At 42.5% G+C, this 13,675-nt stretch carries 14 protein-coding genes; 8 read left to right on the top strand and 6 right to left on the bottom strand.

Annotated elements, in window-relative coordinates; genetic code table 11:
* Positions 1–345 precede the first annotated feature (345 nt).
* The 3 genes from R7E51_RS10200 to R7E51_RS10190 all read right to left on the bottom strand — a co-directional run bounded on the left by R7E51_RS10200 (position 346) and on the right by R7E51_RS10190 (position 4,339).
* A complete protein-coding gene (locus tag R7E51_RS10200; RefSeq protein WP_025767796.1) occupies positions 346–2,094 on the bottom strand; it encodes a formate--tetrahydrofolate ligase in 1,749 nt (582 codons plus the stop codon).
* A gap of 236 nt (positions 2,095–2,330) precedes the next feature.
* The gene (locus R7E51_RS10195) at positions 2,331–3,635 is read right to left on the bottom strand and encodes an inosine/guanosine kinase (RefSeq protein ID WP_206957507.1); all 1,305 of its coding nucleotides are present in this window, start codon (positions 3,633–3,635) and stop codon (positions 2,331–2,333) included.
* Between the two features lie 233 nt (positions 3,636–3,868).
* A complete protein-coding gene (locus R7E51_RS10190) occupies positions 3,869–4,339 on the bottom strand; it encodes a CreA family protein (RefSeq protein WP_005397614.1) in 471 nt (156 codons plus the stop codon).
* Between the two features lie 145 nt (positions 4,340–4,484).
* Between R7E51_RS10190 and R7E51_RS10185 the strand changes: the two genes are divergently transcribed.
* Positions 4,485–4,994, top strand: coding sequence for a hypothetical protein (locus tag R7E51_RS10185; RefSeq protein ID WP_005386088.1), 510 nt, complete (start codon positions 4,485–4,487; stop codon positions 4,992–4,994).
* 195 nt (positions 4,995–5,189) lie between these two features.
* Positions 5,190–5,858, top strand: coding sequence for an HAD-IA family hydrolase (locus R7E51_RS10180; RefSeq protein ID WP_047103569.1), 669 nt, complete (start codon positions 5,190–5,192; stop codon positions 5,856–5,858).
* 430 nt (positions 5,859–6,288) lie between these two features.
* Here R7E51_RS10180 and R7E51_RS10175 read toward each other — a convergent pair whose 3' ends face one another.
* Entirely contained in the window at positions 6,289–7,719 is a 1,431-nt protein-coding gene (locus tag R7E51_RS10175) for a methyl-accepting chemotaxis protein (RefSeq protein WP_005376380.1), read from the bottom strand.
* 314 nt (positions 7,720–8,033) lie between these two features.
* On the opposite strand from R7E51_RS10175, the gene R7E51_RS10170 reads away from it, so the two are divergent.
* From R7E51_RS10170 to R7E51_RS10160, 3 genes are all read left to right on the top strand, one after another.
* Complete coding sequence (locus R7E51_RS10170) at positions 8,034–8,207, top strand: hypothetical protein (RefSeq protein WP_162488831.1); 174 nt, start codon at positions 8,034–8,036, stop codon at positions 8,205–8,207.
* An 81-nt stretch (positions 8,208–8,288) separates the two neighbouring features.
* On the top strand, positions 8,289–8,891 hold the full coding sequence (locus R7E51_RS10165) for an acyl carrier protein phosphodiesterase (RefSeq protein WP_017820947.1): 603 nt from the start codon (positions 8,289–8,291) through the stop codon (positions 8,889–8,891).
* A 67-nt stretch (positions 8,892–8,958) separates the two neighbouring features.
* Entirely contained in the window at positions 8,959–10,212 is a 1,254-nt protein-coding gene (locus R7E51_RS10160; RefSeq protein ID WP_047103572.1) for a DEAD/DEAH box helicase, read from the top strand.
* Between the two features lie 27 nt (positions 10,213–10,239).
* On the opposite strand, the gene R7E51_RS10155 is transcribed toward R7E51_RS10160, so the two are convergent.
* Together R7E51_RS10155 and R7E51_RS10150 are read right to left on the bottom strand one after the other, a co-directional pair.
* Complete coding sequence (locus tag R7E51_RS10155) at positions 10,240–11,028, bottom strand: EAL domain-containing protein (protein ID WP_047103574.1); 789 nt, start codon at positions 11,026–11,028, stop codon at positions 10,240–10,242.
* Between the two features lie 187 nt (positions 11,029–11,215).
* Positions 11,216–11,848: a hypothetical protein gene (locus R7E51_RS10150; RefSeq protein ID WP_005376385.1), complete on the bottom strand. Its 633-nt coding sequence runs from the start codon at positions 11,846–11,848 to the stop codon at positions 11,216–11,218.
* Positions 11,849–12,031: 183 nt separating this feature from the next.
* On the opposite strand from R7E51_RS10150, the gene R7E51_RS10145 reads away from it, so the two are divergent.
* From R7E51_RS10145 to R7E51_RS10135, 3 genes are all read left to right on the top strand, one after another.
* Positions 12,032–12,274: a DUF2164 domain-containing protein gene (locus R7E51_RS10145; protein WP_005390155.1), complete on the top strand. Its 243-nt coding sequence runs from the start codon at positions 12,032–12,034 to the stop codon at positions 12,272–12,274.
* 174 nt (positions 12,275–12,448) lie between these two features.
* Positions 12,449–12,988, top strand: coding sequence for a cytochrome b (locus R7E51_RS10140; protein WP_017820945.1), 540 nt, complete (start codon positions 12,449–12,451; stop codon positions 12,986–12,988).
* Positions 12,985–13,554 carry a YceI family protein gene (locus R7E51_RS10135; RefSeq protein WP_206957509.1) on the top strand — a complete coding sequence of 190 codons (570 nt, stop codon included), beginning with the start codon at positions 12,985–12,987 and terminating at the stop codon, positions 13,552–13,554. Before R7E51_RS10140 ends, R7E51_RS10135 begins: the two co-directional genes overlap by 4 nt.
* The last annotated feature ends 121 nt before the right edge of the window (positions 13,555–13,675 follow it).

Genomic DNA, 13,675 nt, shown 5'->3' with positions numbered 1-13,675 from the left:
TTAGTGAAGCGCTAAATAGCCCGTGCATCAAATTGGCGCAAAATTGTAGAAAGGAGAGGTCAACAAGTATGGATTTACAATGTAAAGTGGCTACAAAACAAGAAGATAAATAGGGTTTTCTAGCTTAATAACTATGGCTAAACAAGGCTTAGGGTTAGCGTCTTAACTCTAAAGGTCTAAAACAGGCGCGTTGATGTAAGGCAAGAGAGCTTTGTATCAACAATTCAAGAGTAGAAGGCCTGAGACAACTCTTTTCACAGTTGTTGAGAGTGAGTGGATAGGTAAGTAGACCACTCACTCAATGAATATGTTCACTATCACTGATATCGATACGTTATCACTGCACTAAGAGAGACCGACGATATTTCCTTCATCATCAAGATCTAAATTCATAAATGCGGGTTTATCAGGTAAGCCTGGCATCGTCATCACGGTTCCAGATAATGCATAAATGAATCCTGCGCCCGCACACAAGCGCAGCTCGCGGATTGGGACGGTAAAACCAGTTGGTGCGCCTTTGACTGCGGAGTCCGTGGTTATAGATAGTGGTGTCTTCGCGATGCAAACCGCTAAGTTGTTAAAGCCTAATTGCTCAAAATGTTTGAGCTGTTCAGTCGCGATAGGAGTCATTTCTATATTGGTTGCTCCATAGCCCGCTTCACATACTGCCATGAGCTTTTCGAGTAATGATTGCTCTTTGTTGTATAACGGACAAAACTCTACAGGCGTGGTACACGCATCAATAACATGTTGAGCTAGTTCCGTTGCGCCTTGTCCGCCTTGCGAAAAAGCGGTGCTGATGGCTACTTTAACTTCGGGATTAAATTGGTGAATCAGCTCTTCAAGAGCTTTAAGCTCTTTCACACAATCTTGTGGAAACTGGTTAATGGCAACGACAGCAGGTAAACCGTATTTATGAACGTTATTTATGTGCCATTTTAAATTTTCAAACCCAGCCTCCAATGCTGCTTGGTCCGGATTAAAAATGGAATCTGGAATAGCCATACCTGGCCGTAAATCGTAGTGTCCGGAATTCGCTTTGAGGCCGCGTAATGTTGCTACGATCACTACACAGTCCGGGGCTTTGTTGGCGGCAGCAGCTTTAATGTTACACGCTTTCTCAAATCCCATATCCGAACCAAAACCGGCTTCAGTTACCGTGTAACCTGACAGTTTTAGCGCAATATCGTCCGCGATAATGGATGAATTTCCATGGGCGATGTTTGCAAATGGACCTGCATGGATCAACGTAGGAACACCTTCTAGAGTTTGCATCAGTGTTGGTGCAATCGCCTCTTTTAGTGTTACTGCCATTGCTCCTGCAACTTGTAGATCTTCCGTAGTGACGGGGGTTCCGTTCAAATCGTACGCTACGACAATTTTCCCGATACGTTGACGTAAATCTTTTAAATCTTTGGCTAGTGCAATTATAGCCATTAACTCGGAAGCAGCTGAAATATCGAACCCTTCGTCACGCTCGAAACCATTGATGGTTTTTCCTGCATCATTGAGGCCAATTTTGACTTTACGTAGTGCACGATCATTATGGTCCATCACTCGTTTCCAAGTAATACTTGCCGTGTCGATTTTAAGTGCTCTTAACCCGGTGCGTGATTCAAAGGCATCATAACCCTCGCGTTGCTCATGGAACAAGCGAGCGTCAAGAGCGGCTGAAGCAAGGTTGTGCGCCGCTGTCACTGCGTGAATGTCACCAGTAAGGTGTAAGTTTAACTCTTCCATTGGAGCTACTTGAGAATAACCGCCGCCCGCTGCGCCACCTTTAATACCGAAGACGGGTCCCATCGAAGGTTGCCTTATACATGCAATAACAGATTGATTAAGCTTTGCTAAACCTTGCGCCAGGCCTATCGTCGTAACGGTTTTTCCTTCGCCAAGAGGAGTCGGCGTGATCGCAGTGACGAGTACAAGTTTACCGTCATCATTTGCTTTGAGTCGTTCCAAACATTTTGGGTGGACTTTGGCTTTGTGCTTCCCGTGAGTGTCATACTCTTCGGGTGATAGTCCTACTTTTTCCGCGATAACATCAATAGAAGAAAGTGGTGTTTTTCGGCAAATTTCGATATCTGACTGCATGGAGAATCCCCAAAGTGGTACTCAGGTAGCGTTGAAAAACTACCTGAGTTATAACGAGTATTATTGTGAGGCAAAGGTCTGCTTGGTGATGGTACTGTTTCGGTTAGGCTTGTAAAGAGTTTACTGCTTCGTATTGTGCGACATACTAACAAAATCTACTCGTTACAGTGCTAGACAAAAACAAAAAGGCCACCAAATGGTGACCTTGATATATTTTTAGCTTTAAAGCTGTCGTTTTAACGATCCCAATAAGTCTCTTCTAAGCTATCTTCTCGTTCAGGAAGCGCTTGCGATAGGCGAGGAGAGTGCTGCGTCAACACTTCATAGCTTACTCGGTTTGCGTATTTACAGATCTGAGAAAGCGAGGAGTAGGTTAAGCATCGTACTTCGTGCTTTTCTGAGTTAGGCACTTCTTTTTGGTGGAAAGAGTTTGCTGCCATGTCATGCAGTAAGGCTGAAAGGGCTGCATCACCTGCACCGTTAGTGTTCTTAATCTCTAGTGGTCCACCAAGGTAAGGGCCGATGTGAGAGTAGACCTTCATTGGGTTTTGACAGTCTTCTTTACGCATCGCACGACTAAACTCGTACTGGTTAAAGGCTTCGAGGGAGCTTTCAAGGATGTCGTGTGTGGTTTCTCGTTTTACTTTCTCGTCGGTGTAACCAGCCATGTACAGACCATTTGGTCCTGCTGTACAAAGTACGAGATCAACCCACTCAAGTGCTTTATCAGCAGCTGCTAGCGGCTCTGTTTCACCTGTTAGCGCCGCACCTTCTTCTTCATTCATAGCGACAACAGAAATGTTTTCGCGAATGTATTCTTGCCACCACTGTGCGTTACCTTCGATAACGTACTTCGTCCCTAACGTAAGTACAACAGGGACATCGTGCTTCTTAGCAAAGTCGATCGCTCTTTGTACCGCTTTAGGCATTGGATCTTCTTCTTTACCACGCATTAGGTAAGAAGAAACAACCAGGGCTGATGCTTTCTCAAAGATCTCTTCAGGAATGCTTTCCGGAAGTAGTTGATTCATATGACCTTCGTTGATAGCAAATGTACGCTCACCGTCTTGAGAAATTAGGGTGTAGCAGCGACCAATAGGGCCATCTACCGTTTGTAAATGGTTAAGGTTCATGCGTGAAGACGTACGGCAAAGGTAGCGGTAAGCAAAAGAACCGACTTGAATGTTCTTAGACATCACACCGAGCAAAACGGATTTGCTATCGGCTAAAACTGAGTAGTTGTGAAGAGTATTGCCAATCGTGTCACCTGGGTATTGGTGTGTGATCAGGCCTTGCTCAACCAGTTCTTCGTAAAGTGCATCTGCTTTGCTTTCTTCAAGAACGAGCGAATGTCCTTTACTCAGGTTGTATTTCTCTAAAAACGCGTCATCTACACGTGCTTCGATATCTACAATGGTTTGACCGACACCAACAATAGTTGGGCGATATAGCTTAGGTGCCTGTCGGATTTGGTTTACTAATGGATCTCGAGCGTGAGTTGGGAAGTAGTGTTTAGATTTACGCTGACCAGGAAACTTCATGCTTGTTCTTGAGTGAGAAAAAAAAGAGGCGGGATTGTATCACAAAAAAATGAAAATCGTGGCGATTTATTACAAAGAAGTCTGCTCGCTGAAAAAATCAGCGAGCTGAGTAAATAGCAACCAAAGCAGCTGCAATTTATGACGCTTGTCGTATTGCAATGGGTTGTTTTTTAAACTTGTTGCTCAGCAGCGCCCGGAAAGAGCCTGCTCCGCGCTAACTAAATTTACCCGCGTTACTTTTTCACTTCAGTTGGCTCAACGTAAGCCTTGGTACCCCAAAGTGGGACTGTCGAAAGGCTATGCTTAAAACTACCATCGGTCTCTTTTGTTGTATAAGACAAGTAGAGTAAGGTTTGGTTATCGGCATCATAAATACGGCGAACCTTCATTGTTTTGAAGAAAATGCTTTTTGACTTCTTAAATACAATTTCACCGGACTTACTCTTATCTATTTTTGCAATCATTTCCGGTGTGATTTCGCCAGTCTGACGACATGATATTGAGCTATCACTTGGATCTGCTAAGCTGAAATCCGCTTCGATAGAGGCGATGTGACATGTGACACCTGTTACCACCTCGTCTTTCAACTCACCGACTTTGATGTCTTTCAAAGTAAACCAACCGAGCCCCACGTCAGCTACATCGTTATCTGAACAACCAACTAGAGTAGTAGCAAGCAATGCACTTAACAGCATCTTTTTCATTATTTTTGTCCTTAACTAGGAAAGATATTGATGAAATCTATCAGAGGTTTGCACCTAAAACAAAATTTAGCCACGGAAAGGTCTATGTGCGCTAGGTTTGTTGCGGGCTTCATGCTAATGTACTGCTCTAAACGAAGGTATCAAGATGAATGAACAACAGTTAGCCAGTATCGAGCGTAAAAATACATGGCTGTATGATCTGGTCGAAGTTGAATTTCCGACACCAGAGAGTTTGAAAGGGCGCGATGTCTATTTCAAAACGCTAGAAAAAGCAACGTATCAAGTAGTCGACAAAGACACACTACTGGAAAGTGACTCTGAATTTAACCCCGACGATATTTTTCTGGTCGATTTTCATCGACTGACCATTATGTTCTCTATCTTGCAATCTCAGCGCTGGGAACAGCAGTATGATAAAGATATGATCATTGAATATCTGACACAGATTATCCTCACACCAGATTTTGAATTATATGTTGGTTTTAAATCTGGAGTCCCAATTGGTGCTGCTATTGTTAGCCATCTCGAAGGAAATACACTCATCTCTGATGTTGCTGTTTCTGAATCAAAATACAAAAGCTCGTTTGTGGCTGATCTGGCTAAAAGACTAAGCACCGAGCAAAAACTGTTAGACTCAGTGGTTATCGAAGACTAATTTACACATCAATGTGCATAAAAAGTAAAGCAAGATGACGTTGGGTGATCTTGCTTAGAAAAACTGTAATTGCTCCCTTCTATTTCCATGAAATGCCAAGCTCGTCGTTTCAACAATCCCAAACTCAAATAAGATTAATCCAAACATTCTTAAAATCAGCTTGGGCTTGAGCCTTTAAGACGTCTGGAGATGGCTATGGCAATTACCAATATTAAGTGCGTGATATTTGACTGTGATGGTACGTTGGTCGACAGCGAAAGACTGTGTTGCCAAGCGCTCGTCAATGTATTTAACCAGCATGGGGCTGAGTTAACGATGGAAGAGTGCGTTTCTCACTTTAAAGGAGGAAAGCTCGCTGACATCCTTTTAGATACTAAAGAATTGAAAGATATCAAAGTCCCAATTGATGTTTTAGAGCCGCAATACCGAGAAGAAGTCCAGTCTCTTTTTGTGCGTCACTTACAGCCGATGGATGGCGCAAAACGATTAATTCAGTTTTTGGATTCGCATAATATCGAATATTGTGTGGCGTCTAATGGACCTAAAGATAAAATTGAATACGCTTTGGAGTTAACCGGTTTACTCGATGCTTTCCGAGGGAAAGTGTTCTCGGCATTCGATGCGAATAGTTGGAAGCCTGAGCCCGATTTAATCATGTACAGTGCTATGAGCATGGGCTTTTTACCAAGTGACTGTCTTTATATTGATGACACTCCTAAAGGAGTTGAGGCGGGACTAAACGCCGGTATCAAAACGGTGCAGTTATTTAATGGTGAAGCTATCAATCGTGTTGATGACGAGCGTGTAATTCGCATCCATCATTTAGATGAATTAAAAGAGCAGCTGTGTGGCTGCTCTGTTTGACCTATTAATGGCAAACCGGACTTAAGCTGTGGATGTGCTTAAGTTTAGACTGTAGGTAAGGCGTTTGATGTAGACATTGGATAGATGAGAAGTTTTTTGTATGAAATCCGCAAGCAGCGCATGTGAATTTCTCGCCATCCGATGAAATGAGATATTCATCTCCTTGGCAGAGTGGACAATTCAGGTTCTCTATGTCTTTTGTGTCTTTGTAATTATTCATATTGTTTTCCAGCAGCAAATTGGAATTGGCAAGATCAAGCATAGCGGAACGCTTTGTTTAAGAACATTATTTCATCCGGTACAGCGAGAACTTGAGATTCACTTCAAATATCCACTTGGATGTCGTAGAAAATACCGAAGGTAATAGTTGAACACGGTTTAAAGAAAAGGGCTCCTTAAGGAGCCCTTGTTGATCATAAGTTCCACAATGTTATGCGGTGCGGTAGCGTTGTAATATCTCACCAAGAGAAACGGAGGCCTGCGTGAGATTAGCGACGCCAGCGGTAGATTGCTCCGCCACTTCTCTGATTGTGCTTGATTGACTACGAATTTCTGAAAGTTCCGATGCAATATCGTTAGCAACTGCGCTTTGTTCTTCAGCAGATGTGGAAATCTGAATGCTCATGTCCATTAATGAGCGTGCTGACTCGGCAATAGAGGTAACATCATGGCCGATTTCATCAATAAGCTGGCTGCTGGTTTGAGCTTGCTGAACGGTTCGGTTGGTGATTGAAGCAATGTTCTGGCTCTCAATTTGAAGCTTCTCAATCATGGCTTGGATCTCTACTGTTGCCTGTTGAGTTCTGCTTGCTAATGTACGTACTTCATCGGCAACCACTGCAAATCCACGACCTTGTTCACCAGCACGGGCTGCTTCGATTGCTGCGTTTAGTGCCAACAGATTAGTTTGTTCTGAAATGGCGTTAATCGTTGTGATCACGTCATTAATCTGCGTCGTATTCTCGTTTAAATTGGTTACTGACGTAGAGGCTTGTTCAATATAGCTAGATAACGTCTCTATCTCGCCAATCACGTTTTGTACACGGCTTCTGCTTAGTTCGATCTTCTGGGCATCTTGATCTGACTGCGTCGTTGCTTGTTGAGAAATACTTGATACCTCCTTTGCAGAGGCTGTCATTTCTTCCATTGCCGTCGCGACTGAATCAAGCGTTTGATATTGATGAGATATCTGGGTTTCACTCAACTGCATATCTTTTTCGAATGCAGAAGATGTCTCGCTCAACATCGTTGCATTATTTTTAACACTATTAACCAGTTCACTTAAGGTATCCATAGACTTGTCTAGCGCACAGCCGATGGTACCGAATTCATCTCGACCTGGATGGAAACCAAGACGAGAGGTTAAGTCACCGTCACCAATTTTTTCGGTTGTTGTATATAAAACCCACAGAGCTCCTCCGATAAACGTTGCCACCCAGTAAGAGAATAGGGCAAAAGGAATAACCCATAAGAAGCTGAGTAATAGTGACGATAGAGCTGATGATTTTAACGATTCGTATTGTGTGGACACATTTTGAGTCAGCTTAATCACTTCCCCAGAATGCAACTTGGCATAAGCGGTGACAGACCCATCGACAAAAGAACTCTCGCTTACGCGGTTCGATTTCGATACGCCGTCAATTTCTGTAGCGCGGTTTGATTGAGCATCAACGATACCAGAAAGCTTCGCTTCGCTCGCCGAGATGGCTTGCTGCTCAAATTGTTGTATTTCATTGAAGTAGCGGCTTCCAGCCACTGAAGTGAGGGCTACTAAAAATAGTAGGAATATAACCCACATTTTGTCGTTGATAGACATCTTGATAAACAGCCTGTCTATCGTTCTAAACTCAACTTCTCTCATTTAAAGCTCCATTAGAGATAAAAGATATTGACCAAATCTATTGCTATATCGAAACAAAATATGCGAAGTTAATCAGCAAAATATGTAACGAACACTAAATTTAGTTTAAGAAATGAGATCTAAGGACGCCTATAACAGTATGTTATATCTTTAAATTGACATGAATGTTGATAAAAGAGTCATTTCTCTAAAGTGTTAAGTGGATATGAAACCTAATTGCAATCGTTTACTTTTGATTATGCTCATAGGTTTTTAAATCTTTACTTCTCGCTGTCATGAATGTGTCATATAAAGACTATAAAAAGGAGTTGCTGATGTGGATATGGCAAGAGCCAGCCCGTCAGCAAGTAAAAGCAAGAGAGCTTAAAATAAAGGAGGTCACAATGAGCGACCAATACCAAAACGATGAGAGCCTAGAGCTGCTAGATGCGCTTGAAATTGGCATTATCTTGTCGGAATACGTTGGCTCAGACAACGAAGCCGAATAGCGGAACACTCTCATCTCGTCGTAATTGACGTTATACTAGGTTCATGTCACACCAAGCCCTAGAGGCCAAAACTGGCGTCGAATGAACTTTCTAGCCCACCTGCATATCGCAGATCACAGTAACAGCCATTTATTGGGAAACTTGCTTGGAGACTTCGTAAAAGGAGATCCAAGCAAGCTGTATGATCGCGATATCTCAAATGGCATCAGATTACATAGGTTTGTTGACCGTATTACTGACCATCATCCAATCGTCAACGAATGTAAGCCTCATTTCACTGGTGTTGCGCGACGTTTTGCACCTATCGCTTTGGATATGTTTTGGGATCATTGCCTCGCAAAACACTGGAACGACTTTCATTCCGTGCCTCTCGAACACTTTGTACAAACGGCATACGAGAGAGTAAACCGAGAGGTTCATGAACATTTGCCGCCACGTTTTTTGGTGCTCCACAGTAGGATGTGGCATGGCCGATGGCTTCAATCCTATCAAGATCTAGACAATATAGAATTTGCACTACATCGGATGTCGCAAAGAAGTCCTAGAATGGCAGACTTAATTACAACATTTAAAGTGATTGAAAGTGATTACACCGAATTAGAAGAGAAGTTCTCGTCACTTTATCGAGATGTTTTGCGCCAGTCGTATGATTTTCAGCAACAGCTTAATGACTCAACTCAATGAGATAGAAAAGTAGTATGGCTTTAGGGGCTCTGGTAAACTCTGCGCTCCAAAAATAATGAGGTTACACATGTCTGTTAATTTTGCTGATTTAGGCATCGAACAAAAGCTAATCGAGACGCTAGGCAATCTAAATATCGTGACGCCAACACCAGTGCAAGAAAAGTCAATTCCACACGTCCTTGCAGGAAAAAACTTACTTGCTGCTGCACAAACTGGTACGGGAAAAACGGCTGCGTTTGGTTTACCTATCATACAAACCGTTCAGCAAAAGAAACTTAACGGCACACCTCAAGCATTGATTTTGGTTCCAACACGCGAGCTTGCACAGCAGGTATTTGATAATTTGAATCAGTACTCGGCAGAAACAGAACTTCGCATTGTGTGTGTTTATGGTGGTACAAGCATTGGCGTACAAAAGAGAAAGTTAGAAGAGGGCGCTGATATTTTGATTGCCACGCCAGGCCGCCTTTTGGATCACCTGTTTAATGGTAACGTAAACATCTCTAAAACCGATATGCTCGTGTTAGACGAAGCCGACCGTATGTTAGATATGGGATTTTGGCCTGACTTGCAGCGCATCTTCCGACGTTTGCCTGCTGAGAAACAGATCCTATTGTTCTCTGCGACATTTGAGAAGCGAATCAAAACTATTGCGTATAAACTCATGGAATCGCCAGTTGAAGTCGAAGTTTCACCAGCAAATACGACTGCTGAAACGGTAACACAAATGGTTTATCCAGTGGATAAAAAACGGAAACGTGAATTGCTAGCGTACTTAATTGGCTCGCGGAATTGGCAGCAAGTGCTTGTATTTACAAAAACGAAGCAAGGCAGTGATGAGTTAGCGAAAGAGCTCAAGTTAGATGGCATCAAAGCGGTTTCTATCAACGGCGATAAATCACAAGGCGCCCGCCAAAGAGCTTTGGATGAATTTAAACAAGGTAAGGTGCGTGCTTTGATTGCAACCGATGTGGCAGCACGAGGGTTAGATATTCAAGAGCTAGAACAAGTCGTGAACTTTGATATGCCATTCAAAGCAGAAGATTATGTCCATCGAATTGGCCGCACTGGAAGAGCTGGAAAGTCAGGTTTGGCGGTTTCTCTGATGAGTAGAGATGAGGAGTACTTGTTGCAAGCTATCGAGAATCTGCTTGATCAACGCTTACCCCAAGAATGGCTGGCAGGTTTCGAACCAAGTCTTGTAGAAGAAGTTGAGCCTGAACAAAATGGGCGTCGTCGTAGTCGTTCATCTGAGAAGCGTAAGCTAAAAGCAAAATTGGCGATTCATAAGAATCGTGGTAAATCACGTAGCTCTCGCTAAACCGCGCAAACTTTTGTTCTTACATAGTCAGGCTGTTTTTGCCTCTTCATAGACGTCTAACGTTTGGGGGATAGCAAGTAGGTACCCTTGGTACATATCGAAACCGAGCTTTTTCATTAAGCGAAGTTGATGCTCGGTTTCAATTCCTTCGATAACGGTTTTAGAGCATAACGCTTTTGCGAGTGATAATGCATCGTTAAGCGCTTTAAAATCACCGTTTTCATACCTTAGCAATAAAGAGCGATCCATCTTGATTATATCTGGGCAAACGCTTCTCACTCGCTCAGTTGTCGATGCATTGACGCCATAATCGTCAATCGCTAATTTAAATCCTTCAAGACTTAACTCCCGAGCAGCTTGAGACAAAGAGACTTCATCCTCCACCTTCAATTCAAGTAACTCCATGACGATTTGTTCATTCATCAAATGCGATTCATAAATGGTTTGTTTTAGCAGTCGGTTATAAGTGATGTCTTTGACTAGTATCTCTGCCGCTACCGGTAATACATTGAGAAACAATTGTTTTGTGTGAAAGCGAGACTGAGAGAAATTTTTGATATGGATTAGGCGACTTAAGCGTTCAACATTGAGCAAATCTTGAGTGGGAGTCGCTTTGGATTGGAAAAACTGATCTGGCCTAACCATGGTGCCATTGGCATTGCTAATTCTTACCAGTGCTTCAAGGCCAACGATGGAAATATCGTTCTTATATATGGGTTGAAAGACACTGCGGAGAGTGAAGTTCGCGTATTTCGCAATGTACTGCCCGTCGGCTTCTTTCCGGATGCAACTAAGTAGTTGCGAGATGCTCATCATTGTTACCACAACCTAAATCAATGTCTCAACATCAGCGTTATCGCGCTAATTTTTCTATTTCATTGGCAATGAATCTAAGTGTGCTCATTAACTCAAGCAAGAACGATGGTAATGGATGGGTAGGTTTGTCGAGTGATATCAAACAAATTGATGAAATAATTGATAATCTCAGCACTTCAATTTGATGCTACCATTGCAGTACGGCATACAACTGCAAATATTTTCTGACTAACTGCTGTTTGTTCGAACGCCGTAAAGGATGCCCAAACTTAATGTAACAAGGGCTAATACCGAATCGAGTGTCCAAAGATTGCGTGAGTTGCGACTCGCTGGTGTACAGTGTGATTCCTTGTTCTGTGTATTCGTTGATCTGATCGGGTAGTTCACCCATCCACCAATGAAGTAATTCTCGGCTCGTTTTGCTGCGACTTATCCAATGATCGCAAACCAAAAAGAGTAGGTCATTAGGCTGTAAGGCATAGCCATATTCACTCTGCCATTCCGTAATTGATGAGAGTAAGTTTTCCCGGCAAGATTTTCCGGCACTGACCATATGGTGACTCAGAACCCAGACAGTGCCAATGTCGGATGAAATTCGATAGTGATGGGGAAGGTCTGGAGAATCCAACACTTCGATTGGCTTTATCACGCAGTTGTATCCAAAGTGACGAAAAGTATGTTCCATCCTTCTTGAAAACGCGAGACCAAGATGATGCTCACTCATGCCTTGGTTATGCACCGCAGGGTAATGCTTTTCACACAGCTTAAGACAGTCGTCTTGAAAATCATTAACACTTTGAATAACTAGGTCGAGTAGCAAAGAATATCCCTTAATAATTACAAAACGAACTGCAAAAGGTTAGCATAGTCTTTTGAGAATAGACTAATTTACTTCGGCAACTTCTTGATCTAAACACCAAATTTCTCACAAATGACCGTGTCTAATCTTTAATAGAACAACACGAAAGAAGCAGAAGTTGAACAAAAATTTGAAAGGGAAAAAATGATAAAGCTAGAACGCGCACAAAAAGAGGCGTTGGCCACCGCCATTCAAGATTACATGCAAGACGAGCTAGATGTTGAAATTGGCCAGTTCGATAGTGAGTTTCTAATTGATTTTATTACAGAAAAACTAGGACCAATTTATTATAACAAGGGTGTTGAAGATGCTAAGTTACTGGTTGAACGCAGAATGTTAGAAGTTTCCGAAGAGCTGTATGAGATAGAACAAGAAGTTAAGCTGTAAGTTTCAGTTTTACAAACGATTTAAAGTTCCTTCAAAAAATTCGAACAACTTGATAGATACGGTACCATTGGCTGGATGTAAATGATGGTAAATAATCTGTTTCATATGACGTAAATAGGTTAATGTAGTGTTTCTTGCTCAGCATTAACTTAGGAATATATCTAGGAACTTGAGATGGATACACTGGTAAAGAATTACAACCTTACTGCACGCGTGATGCATTGGTTATCAGCGCTGTGCATTATTGGTCTATTTGCAGTGGGTTTGTGGATGGTCGACCTTAGCTATTACAGCGAATGGTATCGAACTGCGCCGCATTACCATCGCTCTGTCGGTATTTTACTCGCTATTTTAACTTTGACACGCATCGTATGGAAACATGTGACGGCGTCACCAAAGGTAGAAGGCAAACGTTACGAAGTGCTTGCTGCTAAAGCAGCGCATGGTGTCATGTACCTACTATTGGTCACCATCTTTGTTTCAGGTTACCTCATTTCAACGTCTGATGGACGCGGCATCGAAGTGTTTAATTGGTTCACCGTGCCAGGAGCGGGAGAGTTATTCCCAGGCCAATCAGATATTGCAGGTGAGATTCACTTCTATGCAGCTTGGGCAGTCATCCTGATTGCAGGTTTACATGCTATTGCTGCACTAAAACACCACTTTATCGATAAAGACAACACATTAAGAAAAATGTTAGGAGCTTCAAAATGAAAAAGTCACTTTTCGCTACAGGATTAGCTATCGCTATGGCACTGCCATTTGGTGCGCAAGCTGCAGATTATGTCATCGATACCAAAGGTGCTCACGCTTCAATCAACTTTAAAGTTAGCCACTTGGGTTACAGTTTCATCAAAGGTCGTTTCAATACATTTTCTGGTGACTTTTCTTTTGATGAAAACAACATTGCTGACTCAAAAGTAAATGTTGTTGTTGATACAACCAGCCTAGATTCAAACCATGCTGAACGTGACAAACACATTCGTAGTGGTGACTTCATCGATGCTGGTAAATACAGTGAAGCAACCTTTACGAGCACAAAAATGGTTGATAAAGGCAATGGCAAACTAGATGTAACTGGTGATCTAACGCTACACGGTGTTACTAAGCCTATTACTATTGAGGCTGAATTCGTTGGTGCTGGCAGTGACCCATGGGGCGGCGAGCGCGCTGGCTTTGTTGGCAACACTCGCCTAGAGCTTGCTGACTTTGACATCCCAGTAATGGGTGCTTCAAGCTACGTCGATATGGAACTTCATATCGAAGGTATTAAGAAGTAATTAGTTCCTTTTAGATACACTAAAAGCGCTCTTCACTTGAAGAGCGCTTTTTTATTATCTTAATCACATCACTAACATCGATAAACCCGTCAGTGATAGCGATTGAAAGCCAATAGACGTT

Source organism: Vibrio sp. Vb1166, assembly GCF_033338695.1.
Taxonomy (GTDB): Bacteria; Pseudomonadota; Gammaproteobacteria; order Enterobacterales; family Vibrionaceae; genus Vibrio; species Vibrio alginolyticus.
This window is presented reverse-complemented; position numbering and strand designations above follow the sequence as displayed.

Bases quoted from the DNA above. Each gene is read 5' to 3' on its own strand.
- R7E51_RS10200 (WP_025767796.1), bottom strand. From the start codon at position 2,094: ATGCAGTCAGATATCGAAATTTGCCGAAAAACACCACTTTCTTCTATT.
- R7E51_RS10195 (WP_206957507.1), bottom strand. From the start codon at position 3,635: ATGAAGTTTCCTGGTCAGCGTAAATCTAAACACTACTTCCCAACTCAC.
- R7E51_RS10190 (WP_005397614.1), bottom strand. From the start codon at position 4,339: ATGAAAAAGATGCTGTTAAGTGCATTGCTTGCTACTACTCTAGTTGGT.
- R7E51_RS10185 (WP_005386088.1), top strand. From the start codon at position 4,485: ATGAATGAACAACAGTTAGCCAGTATCGAGCGTAAAAATACATGGCTG.
- R7E51_RS10180 (WP_047103569.1), top strand. From the start codon at position 5,190: ATGGCAATTACCAATATTAAGTGCGTGATATTTGACTGTGATGGTACG.
- R7E51_RS10175 (WP_005376380.1), bottom strand. From the start codon at position 7,719: ATGAGAGAAGTTGAGTTTAGAACGATAGACAGGCTGTTTATCAAGATG.
- R7E51_RS10170 (WP_162488831.1), top strand. From the start codon at position 8,034: ATGTGGATATGGCAAGAGCCAGCCCGTCAGCAAGTAAAAGCAAGAGAG.
- R7E51_RS10165 (WP_017820947.1), top strand. From the start codon at position 8,289: ATGAACTTTCTAGCCCACCTGCATATCGCAGATCACAGTAACAGCCAT.
- R7E51_RS10160 (WP_047103572.1), top strand. From the start codon at position 8,959: ATGTCTGTTAATTTTGCTGATTTAGGCATCGAACAAAAGCTAATCGAG.
- R7E51_RS10155 (WP_047103574.1), bottom strand. From the start codon at position 11,028: ATGATGAGCATCTCGCAACTACTTAGTTGCATCCGGAAAGAAGCCGAC.
- R7E51_RS10145 (WP_005390155.1), top strand. From the start codon at position 12,032: ATGATAAAGCTAGAACGCGCACAAAAAGAGGCGTTGGCCACCGCCATT.
- R7E51_RS10140 (WP_017820945.1), top strand. From the start codon at position 12,449: ATGGATACACTGGTAAAGAATTACAACCTTACTGCACGCGTGATGCAT.
- R7E51_RS10135 (WP_206957509.1), top strand. From the start codon at position 12,985: ATGAAAAAGTCACTTTTCGCTACAGGATTAGCTATCGCTATGGCACTG.